The 13,216-nt window shown below is 61.6% G+C and carries 14 protein-coding genes; 8 read left to right on the top strand and 6 right to left on the bottom strand.

Going from position 1 to position 13,216, the window contains the following annotated elements; all coding sequences use genetic code 11:
* Position 1 precedes the first annotated feature (1 nt).
* The 8 genes from gcvH (at position 2) to VL130_RS18110 (ending at position 6,573) form a co-directional block, all read left to right on the top strand.
* Positions 2 to 367 carry a glycine cleavage system protein GcvH gene (gene gcvH, locus VL130_RS18075; RefSeq protein WP_325365153.1) on the top strand — a complete coding sequence of 122 codons (366 nt, stop codon included), beginning with the start codon at positions 2 to 4 and terminating at the stop codon, positions 365 to 367.
* A 170-nt stretch (positions 368 to 537) separates the two neighbouring features.
* Positions 538 to 1,878 carry an aminomethyl-transferring glycine dehydrogenase subunit GcvPA gene (gene gcvPA / locus VL130_RS18080; protein WP_325365155.1) on the top strand — a complete coding sequence of 447 codons (1,341 nt, stop codon included), beginning with the start codon at positions 538 to 540 and terminating at the stop codon, positions 1,876 to 1,878.
* Positions 1,875 to 3,413, top strand: a complete 1,539-nt coding sequence (gene gcvPB, locus VL130_RS18085) for an aminomethyl-transferring glycine dehydrogenase subunit GcvPB (RefSeq protein ID WP_325365157.1) — start codon at positions 1,875 to 1,877, stop codon at positions 3,411 to 3,413. Before gcvPA ends, gcvPB begins: the two co-directional genes overlap by 4 nt.
* A 103-nt stretch (positions 3,414 to 3,516) precedes the next feature.
* On the top strand, positions 3,517 to 3,909 hold the full coding sequence (locus tag VL130_RS18090) for a hypothetical protein (RefSeq protein WP_325365159.1): 393 nt from the start codon (positions 3,517 to 3,519) through the stop codon (positions 3,907 to 3,909).
* 146 nt (positions 3,910 to 4,055) lie between these two features.
* On the top strand, positions 4,056 to 4,439 hold the full coding sequence (locus tag VL130_RS18095; protein WP_325365161.1) for a hypothetical protein: 384 nt from the start codon (positions 4,056 to 4,058) through the stop codon (positions 4,437 to 4,439).
* Between the two features lie 254 nt (positions 4,440 to 4,693).
* Complete coding sequence (locus VL130_RS18100) at positions 4,694 to 5,053, top strand: hypothetical protein (RefSeq protein WP_325365164.1); 360 nt, start codon at positions 4,694 to 4,696, stop codon at positions 5,051 to 5,053.
* 118 nt (positions 5,054 to 5,171) lie between these two features.
* Entirely contained in the window at positions 5,172 to 5,546 is a 375-nt protein-coding gene (locus VL130_RS18105; protein ID WP_325365166.1) for a hypothetical protein, read from the top strand.
* A 64-nt stretch (positions 5,547 to 5,610) separates the two neighbouring features.
* Complete coding sequence (locus VL130_RS18110; RefSeq protein WP_325365168.1) at positions 5,611 to 6,573, top strand: cation diffusion facilitator family transporter; 963 nt, start codon at positions 5,611 to 5,613, stop codon at positions 6,571 to 6,573.
* A 52-nt stretch (positions 6,574 to 6,625) separates the two neighbouring features.
* Here the strand turns inward: VL130_RS18110 and VL130_RS18115 are convergent, their stop codons facing one another.
* The 6 genes from VL130_RS18115 to smc form a co-directional block, all read right to left on the bottom strand.
* Complete coding sequence (locus tag VL130_RS18115; RefSeq protein ID WP_325365170.1) at positions 6,626 to 7,117, bottom strand: ATP F0F1 synthase subunit B; 492 nt, start codon at positions 7,115 to 7,117, stop codon at positions 6,626 to 6,628.
* Positions 7,118 to 7,121: 4 nt separating this feature from the next.
* Positions 7,122 to 7,793, bottom strand: a complete 672-nt coding sequence (locus VL130_RS18120; protein WP_325365172.1) for a hypothetical protein — start codon at positions 7,791 to 7,793, stop codon at positions 7,122 to 7,124.
* Between the two features lie 61 nt (positions 7,794 to 7,854).
* Positions 7,855 to 8,112, bottom strand: coding sequence for a F0F1 ATP synthase subunit C (locus VL130_RS18125; protein ID WP_090644350.1), 258 nt, complete (start codon positions 8,110 to 8,112; stop codon positions 7,855 to 7,857).
* 49 nt (positions 8,113 to 8,161) lie between these two features.
* Positions 8,162 to 8,923, bottom strand: a complete 762-nt coding sequence (locus tag VL130_RS18130) for a F0F1 ATP synthase subunit A (RefSeq protein WP_325365652.1) — start codon at positions 8,921 to 8,923, stop codon at positions 8,162 to 8,164.
* A 60-nt stretch (positions 8,924 to 8,983) separates the two neighbouring features.
* On the bottom strand, positions 8,984 to 9,280 hold the full coding sequence (locus tag VL130_RS18135; protein ID WP_325365176.1) for an AtpZ/AtpI family protein: 297 nt from the start codon (positions 9,278 to 9,280) through the stop codon (positions 8,984 to 8,986).
* Positions 9,281 to 9,713: 433 nt separating this feature from the next.
* Complete coding sequence (gene smc / locus VL130_RS18140) at positions 9,714 to 13,187, bottom strand: chromosome segregation protein SMC (protein WP_325365178.1); 3,474 nt, start codon at positions 13,185 to 13,187, stop codon at positions 9,714 to 9,716.
* Positions 13,188 to 13,216: the final 29 nt, after the last annotated feature.

Raw genomic sequence — 13,216 nt, forward strand, 5'->3', positions numbered from 1 at the left:
CATGAAATTCACCAAAGACCACGAATGGGTCAATGTCACCGGCAACGAAGCCTTTGTCGGCATCACGCTGTATGCCGCCGAAGCGCTCGGTGACGTCGTGTTCGTCGAAGTGCCGGACGTCGGCAAGGTGCTGAAAAAGGGCGACAGCTTCGCTGTGGTCGAGAGCGTCAAGGCGGCGTCGGACGTTTATGCACCGGTATCGGGCGAAGTAATCGAAGCCAATACCGAGCTGACGGGCGCGCCGGAAACCATCAATGCCGTGCCGGAAGCCGGCGGCTGGATCGCCAAGATCAGGCTGGCCGATGCCTCGGAACTCGATGGCCTGATGGATCGCGCCGCTTACGAAGCCTATCTGGCGACTCTTTAATTAAACTTGCCGTTCTTCCCTTCGCCCCGCTTCTTGCGGGGAGAAGGTAGCCGCAAGGCCGGAGGAGGGGCGGTTGCCAAGCTTGCAAAAGCCCCTCACCCCAGCCCTCTCCCCGTAAACGGGGCGAGGGGGAAAACTTGACCAAAGCGTATATTTGGTAGGAATTTACAATGAGATATCTCCCCTTAAGTACCGGCGACCGCGCCGCCATGCTGGAAAAGATCGGCGTCGACAGCGTCGATGCCCTGTTCGTCGATGTGCCGCAATCGGCACGCCGCTCGGGCACGGTCGATCTGCCGAAGTTCGCCGGCGAACTGGAAGTGGAGGCGCAACTGAACGCCTTCGCCGCCCAGAACGTCAGCCCGGCCAAGGTGCCGTTCTTTGTCGGCGCCGGCGCCTATCGCCACCATATCCCGGCGACGGTCGATCACATCATCCAGCGCTCGGAATTCCTGACCAGCTATACGCCCTATCAGCCGGAAATCGCGCAAGGCACCCTGCAGGTGCTGTTCGAGTTCCAGAGCCAGGTGGCCCGCCTGACCGGGATGCCCGTGGCCAATGCCTCGCTGTATGACGGTTCGACCGCCGCCGCCGAAGGCGTGCTGATGGCGACCCGCGTGACCAAGCGTAACAAGGCCGTGCTCTCCGGCGGCCTGCACCCGCACTACCGTGAAACGGTCGAGACCCTGGCGCACGCCGTTGGTATCGAGACCGAAGCCTGCGCCGTCGCCGTCGATAACGAAGCCGACGTGCTGCAACATATCGATGCCAACACGGCCTGCGTCGTGGTCCAGACGCCGAACGTTTTCGGTACGGCCACCGATGTCACCGAGATCGCCAGGGCCGCGCAGGCCGCCGGCGCGCTGCTGATCGTGGTTGTCACCGAGGTCATGTCACTCGGCCTGCTGAAATCGCCCGGTGAAATGGGCGCCGATGTCGTGGCCGTCGAAGGCCAGTCGATTGGCGTGCCGCTGTCCTACGGCGGTCCCTATGTCGGGCTTTTCGCCGCCAGGGAAAAGTACCTGCGCCAGCTTCCCGGCCGCCTGTGCGGCGAGACCGTCGATGCCGATGGCGAACGCGGTTTCGTGCTGACCCTTTCCACCCGCGAGCAGCATATCCGCCGCGACAAGGCGACCTCGAATATCTGTACCAATTCAGGTCTTTGCGCGCTGGCGTTTTCAATCCACATGAGCCTGCTCGGTCAGACCGGCCTGCAACGCGTGGCCAGGATCAATTACGCCAAGGCCCACGCGGCGAAAGATCAACTGGTTGCCGCTGGTTTTGAGGTGGTCACACCGCGTTTCTTCAATGAATTCACGGTGAAGCTGGCAAAACCTGCCGTCGCGGTGGTGGAAGCCCTGGCGGCGAAGAATGTGCTGGGCGGCGTGCCGTTCGCCCGCCTGCAAAACGAGCCGGGTTTTGAGAACCACCTGATCATCGCCGTCACCGAAACTGTTTCGGACGCCGATATCGCTACCCTTGTCGCCACGCTTAAGGAGGTCGCCCAATGACTATGAATTCCGTTGGTCGCCCAAGCGCCCCTGAAATCAACGTAGAGGCCACCTCGTTCAAGTCGCTGCTCGGCGGCAAGGGCCTGTTGCAATCCGAAAAGCTGATCTTTGAAAAAGACGATTACAGCCGCACCGGCGTCGATTTCGCCGACATCGCCCTTGATGCGTCCGACCTCGATGGCTTGCTGCGTGACGACCTGTCTCTACCCGGCCTGACCGAGCCGGAAGCCATGCGCCACTATGTGCGCCTGTCGCAGAAGAACCACGCCATCGACCTGGCGCTCTATCCGCTCGGCTCGTGCACCATGAAGCACAATCCGCGCCTTAATGAGAAGATGGCGCGCGTGGCGGGCCTCGGCGATATCCACCCGTTGCAACCGGTGTCGACCGTGCAGGGCGCACTGGCGCTGATGGATACACTGGCGCATTGGCTGAAAGTCCTGACCGGTATGCCGGCCGTCGCCATGACGCCCAAGGCCGGCGCCCACGGCGAGCTGTGCGGCCTGCTGGCCATCAAGGCGGCCCACGAAGCTAAGGGGCAGGGGCATCGCCGCACGGTGCTGGTCCCAACCTCCGCCCACGGCACCAACCCCGCCACAGCCGCCTTCGTCGGCTACACTGTCAAGGAAGTGGCCCAGACAACCGACGGCCGCGTCGATGTCGCCGACCTCGCCTCCAAGCTGGGACCGGACGTCGCTGCCATCATGGTGACCAATCCCAATACCTGCGGCCTGTTCGAGCGCGATATCGTCGAGATCGCCCGCGTCACCCATGAAGCCGGCGCCTATTTCTACTGCGACGGCGCCAACTTCAACGCCATTGTCGGGCGCGTTCGTCCGGGTGATCTTGGTGTCGACGCCATGCACATCAACCTGCACAAGACCTTCTCGACGCCCCACGGCGGCGGCGGTCCGGGCGCCGGTCCGGTGGTGCTGTCTGAAGCTCTGGCACCTTTCGCGCCCAAGCCCTGGGTGGTTTCCCACGGTTCGGGGTTCGATCTGGTCGAGCATGATGAAGGTGTATCGGCCAAGAACTTCGGCCGTATGTGCGCCTTCCACGGCCAGATGGGCATGTTCATCCGCGCGCTCACCTACATGCTGAGCCACGGTTCGGATGGTCTCAAGCAGGTCGCCGAAGACGCCGTGCTCAACGCTAACTATATCAAGGCCTCCTTGCAGGATTTGATGAGCGTGCCGTTCCCTGAGGGGCCGTGCATGCACGAAGCCCTTTTTGACGACGCCTGGCTGGAAGGCACGGACGTGACCACGCTCGATTTCGCCAAGGCGATGATCGACGAGGGCTTCCACCCGATGACCATGTACTTCCCGCTGGTCGTCCATGGCGCCATGCTGATCGAACCGACCGAAACCGAATCCAAGGACGAACTGGACGGCTTCATCGCCGTACTGCGTGCCCTGGCTGAGGCCGCGAAATCGGGCGACGTGGCCCGCTTCAAGGGCGCGCCCTATCTGGCCCCGGCCAAGCGCCTCGATGAGACCCGTGCCGCCCGTCAGCCCCGCCTGTCATATACTTAAAGCCGCGCTAACCACTTTTTATCGCGCATGAGGCGAAATCGGGATGGACTTCCTATGTGGTCCATCCCATCTTCATATTATGACCGTGTTCTTGAAAATGCTGATGACCATACTCGGCGTGGTCCTGATGGCCGTGGGAGTGGTGATAACCCCGCTGCCAGGACCTTTCGGCGTGCCCGTCTTCCTGCTTGGCCTGATCGTCCTGCTGCGTAGTTCGATGTGGGTGAAGCGCCGCTTCATGAAACTGGTCATCGCACATCCGAAAATGCTCAAGCCGGTGCGGGCGCTGCTGCGGCCAGGCGCCAAGGTCATCGCCATGATGTGGCTGCACGCCCTGCGGCTGGAGCGCCGTCTGCTGCCCAAAAATCGCCGGTTCATGTATCGCTTCCGGCATGATGTGAAGGCGATTCTGCGCAATCGCCGGCCCCGGCCGAAACCGGAAACGCCGCCCGCGGAAGCGCCCGCTCACAAGCCGCGCAAACTGCTGTCATATTAAGTGATGGCCAAATGACGATATGTGGCAGGACGCCGCATCGTTTCTTGATCCCACTCTCCCTATATAGAGGTCGAGGCCGCACAGGATGCGGTCGAATAATATATGGCACGAACAAGGCTGGCGCGGCTGCGCCCGAACGAGAGATAATGGCTATTCTGCTGAAACTGTTTATGAGTCTGGCCGGCATGGTCCTGATGGCCTTCGGCGTGGTTCTGGCGCCCTTGCCGGGGCCGATCGGCGTGCCGTTCGTGCTATTTGGCCTTATCCTTTTGCTGCGCAGTTCGACGTGGATCAAGCGTCAGTTCATGAAGCAGGTCAAGGCGCATCCCCGGTGGTTGCGTCCGCTGCGCGCCATGCTGAGGCCCGGCGCCAAGGTGGTCTCGCTTGTGTGGTTGCAGGGCTTGCGCGTCGAACGCGGGTTGATGCCCCGCCGGTTCCGCTTCATGCAAAGCTCCCGTCAGGGGGTAAAACAGGGCGTGAAATCGATTTTCAGGAACCGCCAGTCACGCGCCACTGAAGACGCTGCCTGATGCCCGAATACCGCTAGGGAAATTAAATTTTCTCCACATTCACCGGATATTCAGCAGACGCCTTTACATTGCCCCAATGCCTATCCATATGAGGCTTACGCGCCGATGTTGCGGTGCAAAATTCCAGAGTTCCGAGTCAGAGTTACCAGGACGAGACAAGGCGTCCAGTCAGCAAAATGTCGAGTGAAAACGGCGCGCCCGCGCCCCAGAAATCATTGGTCTCCGTAAAGCCCAACGCCAGGGTTTGGCGTTCCGTGAAGCGCGCCGCAAAGCGCTTCTCGAAGAAGGTGCTTGGCTGGCTTATGATTGCGCTCGGCTTTGTTTTCCTCGCCGCCGGTTTCCTGCTGATTATCATTCCGGGCCACTATTTCCTGATTCTCGTTGGCCTGATCCTGATCCTGCGTAACGCCTTCTGGGCGCGCCGTCAGTTTATCCATCTCAAGCGCCGTCATCCGAACTGGATCATGCCGCTGCGCAAACTGCTGCGCCGTAATCCGCAGGTGGTGTCGATCTTCTGGCAGCAGGTGCTCAAGTTCGAGCGCATGATCTTAAGGGGGCGCGGCCAGTTGGTGGGCATCCGCCGCCGATTTCTCCGCAAACCGCGCACGGTCTAAGACCGGCAAATGAGTTGAAAGCTCTCTGGCCCTGCCGGAGAGCTTTTTGCTGTTCTGGGTTTTCGTGTTAGCCTTGCCTTATGCTACCGTATTCCAGCGGAGCGAGGGGGAGGGGAAAATGAACTATATTATGGGTACTTTGGCATATGCGACGCCAGGGAATGTCTTCATAAGCGCAAGCATAGTGGTCAAACTTCTGGTCATGATTATGATGGCCACGGGACTTGTTGTTTTAATAACAGCAGTTATACGCAAACTGACCAGCGGCGCGCATTCCGGTTTGTTATCTACGCTGGGCGGAGTCGCTGTCGTAGCGGGCCTGCTTAGCGTGGCTTACACAGGCCTGACCAGTTTCATGGCTTACCAGAGGGTCCACGCGACGCATTTGGGCGTGTTGTTGCCGTCACTGATTGAGGTGATTTACGTCCTGATGCTGGGGGTGATCATCTGGAGCATCGCCCTATGGGGTAATGCCGGCGCAAGACGCGCCTGAAAGGCCGCCGATTGAATCCTTATACCGGCAGGATTACGCCGCTTTCCGGACAGGGAGGTGATGTGTGGCGCCAGACTCAAACAAGGCATCGAACAAGGTCGTGCTTGCCGCTTTGATCGGCAATGTCCTGGTCGCCATCACCAAGGCGATTGCCGCCAGCATGACCGGTTCGTCCGCCATGCTGTCGGAGGCGATCCACAGCTTCGTCGATACCGGCAACGAGGTGCTGCTGCTTTACGGGATGCACCGGTCGCGGCGGAAGCCGGACGAGGCGCATCCGCTCGGCTATGGCCGTGAACTGTACTTCTGGAGCTTTATCGTCGCCCTGCTGATCTTCGCGGTCGGGGCGGGGGTGTCGTTTTATGAAGGTATTGTCCACCTGCAGGATCCGGAGCCGATGCAGCGGCCGGTCATCAACTATATCGTGCTCGGCCTGTCGCTGCTGTTCGAGAGCGGCTCGTGGTGGGTGGCCGCCAAGGCTCTGCACGCGACCAAGGGCGACCTGAGCTATTGGCAGGCGATCACACGCAGCAAGGACCCGCCGAAATTCATGGTTCTGCTGGAGGACAGCGCGGCGCTGATCGGCATTGTGATCGCCCTGGCTGCCACCTGGGCGTCCGTCACCTTTCACGAGCCGCGCTTCGATGGTGTCGGTTCGCTGCTGATCGGCGTGGTGCTGGCGGCGGTGGCCATCTTCCTGGCGAAGGAGAGCAAGGACCTGCTGATCGGTGAGCGCGCCGATCCGGCCATGCAGCAGGGCATTATCGGCATCGCCGAGGGCATGGAGGGCGTCTTGCGGGTCAATGGCCTATTGACCACGCAGATGGCGCCGACAGAGGTGGTGGCGGCGCTGAGCCTGGAATTCGATGACGGACTGACGATCATGCAGGTTGAGCGCATCGTGGCGGATATGGAAGCGGCCATCCGCAAGCAGCATCCGGAGATCACATCGCTGTTCGTCAAGCCGCAGACGCCGCAGGTCTACCAGGCCGCCATCGATCGCATAGAAAAAGGCCCGGAACCGTAGTCCTGGGCCTCTTCCCTAATGTATCGGGCGCAGGGACTTGTCCCTGCAAACCTTAGTTGAAGCGGCCTTCGAGCTGGCCGATGGCCTTGTCGATCTGCGTGTCGGTCTTGGCTTTTGCCACCTGATCGCGCAGAACCTGCTCGGCCAGTTGCGCGGCCAGATCGGCAGCGGCTGACTTGACATCGGCCGTAGCGTTGGCTTCGGCCTGGGCGATCTTGCGTTCGGCCAGGGCCTCACGACGCTTGATGGTCTCTTCCAGCTTGACGCGGGCATCGGCGGCCATGCGGACGGCTTCTTCCTCGGCGAAGGCGATCAGTTCACGGGCCTTGGCTTCGGAGGCCAGTCGCTGAGCCTTGATGCTGTTGAGCAGGTCGGTCGCTTCCTGACGGATGCGGACGGCCTCATCAAGCTCGGCGCGGACGGCCTTGCCGGTATCACCCAGCGAGGTCCACATCTTGCCGGGCACCTTGGCGACGAACAGGATGAGGAAGAAGATGACCAGGGCGGCGCGGACCCAGAATTCGGCTTCGGTAAGCATTTCCATGATCCTAAACCTTTCCGAGCGCTGATTTGAGCGCGGCGGCGGTAGCCGCCTTGCCGGTCAGCTTTTCGACCAGAAGCGACGCCGTTTCCGAAGCGATCTCACTGACATGGCGCATGGCCTCGTCGCGTTGACCGCGGATACGCGTTTCGGCTTCACCAAGACGCTTGCCGAGCTTTTCATCTTCCACGGCAGTAGCTGCGGCGACTTCGGCATTGGAACGCGCCAGGGCTTCGGCTGCCAGCTTGCGGGCGGCGGCGTGGGCTTCGGCGGTTTCAGCGGCGGCCTGCTTCGCCTGGGCCTCGGCCTCGTCGCGATTGGCGCGGGCATTGGCCAGATCTTCGGCGATGGTGGCGCCGCGTGTGTCGATGACCTTGCGCAGGCGCGGCACGAAGAGCTTCGACATCAGCAGCAGGAAGACAAGGAAGATGACCACGAGCCAGATCATCTGGCCGGCCCAATGGTCGGTATTCAACTGCGGCAAGCCGCCTTCCTTGGCGTCATGATGTTCTTCCGTGCCGACCGTTTCGGTCGTCGCGGCGTGAAGCTCATGCGTTTCGGCAACGGCCTGACCCGGCACCAGAGTCGCAACCGTGGTTACGCTCGGCGTTGCCGAGAACGAAGCGCCGGAGGCGTCGTCAGCAGATAAAGGGGCCTCTGGTGAGGGAGCGGTTGTCATATTTTATTCCTGAAAACTTGTGACCGGCACGGAAGATCCCGCGCCAGAAGCAAGCGTTCAATTACAGGCTGGGCGCGTTGAAGAGGATCAGCAGCGCGATAACGAAGGCGAAGATGCCGAGCGCTTCGGTCAGCGCCATGCCGATGAAGAGGTTGGTCTGTTGCGTCTTGGCAGCCGAAGGATTGCGCAGGGCGCCGACATAGTAGTTGCCGAACAGGATACCGAGGCCGATACCGGCGCCGATCATGCCGAGGGTCGCCAGGCCAGCGCCGATGTACTTGAGGCCGCCGGCGATGAGGGTTGCGGATTGAACGTCCATGGGGTTTTTAACTCCGAGTTTTGGATAAGGAACAGATTGAAAGAAGAACCTAGTGGTGGCCGATATTGACCACATCACTGAGATAAACGCAGGTCAGAACCGCGAACACGAAGGCTTGCAGGTAGGCGACCAGGAATTCAAGGGTTGTCAGGGCGACGATGGTGCCCATCGACAGAATGCCGATGGCGGCGCCGAGGCCGCCCAGGGTCAGGCCGGTAACGACGAAGCCGGCGAAGACCTTCATGACGATGTGGCCGCCGAGCATATTGCCGAACAACCGCAGCGTCAGGGTGACGGGACGCATGATGAAGGCCAGGACTTCGATCGGCACCAGCACGATCAGGATCGGCCAGGGCACGCCGGACGGCACGAACATCTTGAAGAAACCGAAGCCATTGCGGATGAAGCCGACGGTCAGCACCAGCAGGATGGTCATGGCGGCGAGCGTCAGGGTGACGGCGATCTGCGAGGTGGCGGTGAAATAGGTGAACATGCCGAGCAGGTTGCAGCTCAGGATGAAGAGGAACAGTGACAGGACATAGGGCAGGAACTGCTTGCCATCGTGGCCGATGATCGAATCGGTCATGTCGTCGATCAGGCCGAAAATGCCTTCGGCCATCACCTGGCCGCGGCCGGGGATGATGCTGGCGCGGGCCGTGGTTGCCAGGAAGAACAGACAGGTAAGACCGACGGCGATGATCATGGCCATTACGGAATTGGTGATCGACAGATCCACCGGCACGCCACCGATATTGAACGCGGGGAATTCGACGATCTTCTCAATCTTAAACTGGTGTAACGGATCGGCCATAAGCCCCAAAACCTCTTTAGACAATTTCATGCCCTTGCGGGCGAATTCAAAACACTTAGCCTATTTATTCCGGCTCGACCGGGCGATCGCATAGACCGCCACAATCATGCCCAGAACAGCGCCGATTATCACACCAAAGGGTCTGGTGTGAAGATACTCATCGCTGAGCCAGCCGAGTCCCAAACCACCGAGAATCCCCCCAAGCAGCTCTCCCAGGGCCTGGTAGCCCTGATTAGCGCCGACCTCGCCGCTGACATCGTGCGTCTTGCGCTTGCGCGCTTCGATCGCTTTCAGCCGCTTATCAAGATCGTTGAGTTCGTCTTGATCCGAGGACTTATCGGGTGGTTCATCTGTCACGTTTGGCACCTGGCAGGCGGAATAACAGGGATCGTTATTCCGGCTAAGAACGGCGCGGAACCTACTCAAGAGACACCCAAAGGTCAAGCAATTGCGCGGCACAAAGTGGAGTTGTTTGAAAATAAATAAGAAACAGCGCTGTCAGGCGTAAATTTAGTAAAGTTTATAATGGGCAAGACAGGCTGTGCAGGCGGTCTATACCGCGTTGCAAAAGGCGCAGGGAAGAACGCGGGGGACGAACTTTGCAATACTAAGCTGCCGTTATCGCTGAATAAGCTCACATTCAAAGCCACCACTTCCAAATTTCTTCATGAAATTTGGCAAGGGCGACAATCCGTTCAAAAGTAAAAATGGCCGCCGCGCACGTTTGCGCGTCTCTTCCCTCAAGAAAGATGAGGAAGCCTTAGGTCGCCCCGCCGTAAGCGTTTCAATATCAAGCGACGTGTTCAGCGACCAAGGCTTCCGCCTGCGACAGATCGACGCTCACCAGTTGCGAGACGCCGCGCTCGGACATGGTGACGCCGAAGAGGCGGTTCATGCGCGACATGGTGACCGGATTGTGGGTGATGGCGATAAAGCGCGTCTTGGTGCGTTCGCGCATCTCGGCCAGCAGGCGGCAATAGCGGTCGACATTGGCGTCATCGAGCGGGGCGTCGACTTCATCGAGCACGCAGACCGGCGCCGGATTGGCGAGGAAGACGCCGAAAATCAGGGCGGTAGCGGTCAGGGCCTGCTCGCCGCCGGACATCAGGCTCATGGTCGAGAGGCGCTTGCCCGGCGGACAGGCATAGATTTCGAGGCCGGCTTCGAGTGGATCATCCGATTCGACCAGACGCAGCTCGGCCGAGCCGCCATCGAACAGGGTGACGAACAGGGTCTTGAAGTGCTCGTTGATGATCTCGAAGGCGGCCAGCAGGCGTTCGCGGCCTTCGGCATTCAGTTCGTCAATGCCGTCGCGCAGCTTGGCGATGGCGGTGGTCAGGTCGGCGCGTTCCTTGGAAAGAGTGTCGAGCCGGCCTTCGTATTCAGTGGCCTCCTCCTCGGCACGCAGGTTGACCGCGCCCAACTGGTCGCGTTCCCGCTCCAGGCCCGACAGCAACGATTCGGCGCCTGAGGCGTCGGCCGGCGTGGCGATGGCCTCTTCCTTGAGGCGCTTGCCCAGTTCGTCGGGCGTGCCCTGGGTTTGGTCGAGGATGACGGCCTCGATCTCGGCCGCCTTGCCCTGGATGGCTTCGAGGCGGGCGGTGGCGCCGGCGCGTTCTTCGCGGGCGGCGGAGGCTTCCTGTTCGAGCATCCGGACATTGATATCGGCGTCGCGGCGCTCGGATTCGGCGGTGTTGAGCTTTTCGCGGGCTTCATTCAGGCGCTTTTCGGCTGTTTGCAGCGAATCGACCAGGGTGATGCGCTTGCTCTCGAATTCACGGGGCGCGGATTGCGCGGCTTCGAGCGCGGCCTGCGCCGCCGCCTGATCCTTTTCCAGCTTGAGCAGGCGCGCGCCGGAGTCTTGTGTGCGCCTAGCCCATTCGGTCAGTTCGCGGGTCAGGGTGCGTTCACGGCCTTCTCTGGCCTGACGGTCGCGGGCGTCCTGATCGAGCTCGGCACGGGCGCGCATGACGGCCTGGCGGTGGGTATCGGCAAGCGCGCGGGCGTCATTCAGGCGCGCGCGCATGGCCTCATTATCGAGCGCGCCGGACTGACTGGCGAATACGGCATCATAAGCCGTTTTCGCCTCGGCGTGTTCGGTGGTCAGGCGGGCGAGGGTGGCTTCCAGCGCTTCCAGCCGCGCCTCATATTGCGTCTGGGCGCGCAGGCGGCCTTCGAGATCGTTCTGGCGATTGCGCAGGGTGCGTTCCAGATCGGGCAGGCGGTTACGGGCGTTGCGCAGATTGTCTTCGTGGCCGCGCTGGGCCTCGGCTGTGGCCGCCTGCGCCTTGCGAGCCTCTTCCAGTTTCGGCTTCAGGCCGTCGATCTCGGTTTCCAGCTCATCGTGGCGGGTGCGCTGGGCCAATCGGACGGCGGCCGGCTTCGGCGCCTTGGCGCGGACGATCAGGCCGTCCCAGCGCCACAGGTCGCCTTCTCTGGAGACCAGGCGCGCCCCGATGGGGAGCTGGCTTTGCAGCCGGTCGCCATCTTCACGCGACACCACGCCGATGGTGGAGAGGCGCAGGGACAACGCAGCCGGCGCTTTCACCGAAGCGCTCAGAGGCGCGACACCGAGCGCGGCTATGTCGATACTTTTGGCCTTGCTCTCGAAGTCCTCGCTCCAGAAGGCCAGGGCGGTCTGGACATCCTTTTTCGACAGGCTGAGGTTGAGGTCGTCGCCCAAGGCAGCCGCGAGGGCAAGTTCATAGCCCTTGTCCGGACGAACGGCATCCAATACCGGCGCGCCATCCTTGCGCACCGTCGTCAGGATCTGCGACAGGCCACGCGCTTCGGCGGTCAGGCGGCCCAACTGGTCCTCGATCTCGCGCATGGCCTTGCGACTCTGGGCCTCGGCATTGGCCAGCGCCGGACGGGCGGTTTCCAGTTCCTCGGCCACTTTACGAGCGGCTTCCAGATCGGTCTGGGCGGTGGTCGCCTGCGCCTTCAACCCATCGAGCGCGCTGTAATCGAAGGCGCCCAAGGCCTTGCGGTCATTCTGCGCGGTTTGCAATTGCTGGCTCAGGCGATCAAAACGTGATTTCGCTTCGCCTAGCCGTGAGGCCTCCAGCCGCTGGCGCTCGACCTGGGCGGCCTGTTCGGCGGCGATGGCTTCGATCGCCTGATCGGCCTTGACGCGTTCGGCCTCGGCGGTCTCGACGGCGCGTTTAAGTTCCGGTTCACGCGACGGGGCGGCGGCGATTTCTTCCTGCACACGCGCCAGACCCGATTGCAGGCGCTCGACCTGCATCGAGCCATCGGCCGACAGATCGACTTCGCGCTGGAAATCACTGCGCAGGCGCGCGATATCGCCCTTCATGCGTTCGATCTCGCTTAGCGTCTGCTTTTCTTCCAGGTCGAGGCGTTCTTTTTCGACATTGAGCCGGTGATTGACCGTGGCGGCGACGGCCTCTTCCTCACGCAGGGGGGCGATGCTTTCGGCGGCTTTCAAGGCCACGGTTTGCGCCACGGCGGCGGCGCGGGTGGTGGTCTCGACACGCTGGCTCTGGCCCTGCATGTCGGTGACGGCGCCTTCGAGCAGGGCGCGCACCTCCAGCCACTTGGCATGCAGGATGGCTTTTTGCAGGGCGCGGATTTCGGCGGAAATCTTCTTGTACTTGTCGGCCTGACGGGCTTCGCGCTTGAGGCGGGAGAGGGCTGAGTCCAGTTCGCGGGCGATATCGTCGAGGCGCGACAGGTTTGATTCGGCCGCGGAAAGCCGCAGTTCGGCTTCATGGCGGCGGGTATGCAGGCCGGACACGCCGCCGGCTTCTTCGAGTACGCGGCGGCGGTTCTGCGGCTTGGCGGCGATCAGTTCGGAAATCTGACCCTGCCGAACGAGCGCCGGTGAGTTAGCGCCGGTACTGGCGTCCGCGAACAGAAGCTGCACATCGCGGGCGCGGACCTCCTTGCCGTTGATCTTGTAGGATGAGCCGGCACCGCGGTCGATGCGGCGGGCGACATCGAGGATCGGCTGGTCGGTAAAGGGCTGCGGCGCCAGTCGGTCGGAATTGTCGATAGTGAGCGTGACTTCGGCCCAGTTGCGCGACGGGCGCTTGTCCGAACCGGCGAAGATGACATCATCCATGCCGGCGCCGCGCATGGCCTTGGCGGAGGTGGCGCCCATGACCCAGCGCAGGGCTTCCAGCAGGTTCGACTTGCCGCAGCCGTTCGGCCCGACAATGCCGGTCAGGCCCGGATCGATGCGAAACTCGGTCGCATCGACGAAGGACTTGAATCCCGAAAGCTTGATCTTCTGAAACTGCAAGGATGGACCCAATTCGCCTTTTTGGCGCG

Source organism: Asticcacaulis sp., from assembly GCF_035497195.1.
Classification (GTDB): domain Bacteria; phylum Pseudomonadota; class Alphaproteobacteria; order Caulobacterales; family Caulobacteraceae; genus Asticcacaulis.

What these genes read in the sequence shown, in the direction of transcription:
- gcvH (WP_325365153.1), top strand. Translation starts at nt 2, where the DNA reads ATGAAATTCACCAAAGACCACGAATGGGTCAATGTCACCGGCAACGAA.
- gcvPA (WP_325365155.1), top strand. Translation starts at nt 538, where the DNA reads ATGAGATATCTCCCCTTAAGTACCGGCGACCGCGCCGCCATGCTGGAA.
- gcvPB (WP_325365157.1), top strand. Translation starts at nt 1,875, where the DNA reads ATGACTATGAATTCCGTTGGTCGCCCAAGCGCCCCTGAAATCAACGTA.
- VL130_RS18120 (WP_325365172.1), bottom strand. Translation starts at nt 7,793, where the DNA reads ATGACAACCGCTCCCTCACCAGAGGCCCCTTTATCTGCTGACGACGCC.
- VL130_RS18125 (WP_090644350.1), bottom strand. Translation starts at nt 8,112, where the DNA reads ATGGACGTTCAATCCGCAACCCTCATCGCCGGCGGCCTCAAGTACATC.
- VL130_RS18095 (WP_325365161.1), top strand. Translation starts at nt 4,056, where the DNA reads ATGGCTATTCTGCTGAAACTGTTTATGAGTCTGGCCGGCATGGTCCTG.
- VL130_RS18130 (WP_325365652.1), bottom strand. Translation starts at nt 8,923, where the DNA reads ATGGCCGATCCGTTACACCAGTTTAAGATTGAGAAGATCGTCGAATTC.
- VL130_RS18115 (WP_325365170.1), bottom strand. Translation starts at nt 7,117, where the DNA reads ATGGAAATGCTTACCGAAGCCGAATTCTGGGTCCGCGCCGCCCTGGTC.
- VL130_RS18090 (WP_325365159.1), top strand. Translation starts at nt 3,517, where the DNA reads ATGACCATACTCGGCGTGGTCCTGATGGCCGTGGGAGTGGTGATAACC.
- VL130_RS18105 (WP_325365166.1), top strand. Translation starts at nt 5,172, where the DNA reads ATGAACTATATTATGGGTACTTTGGCATATGCGACGCCAGGGAATGTC.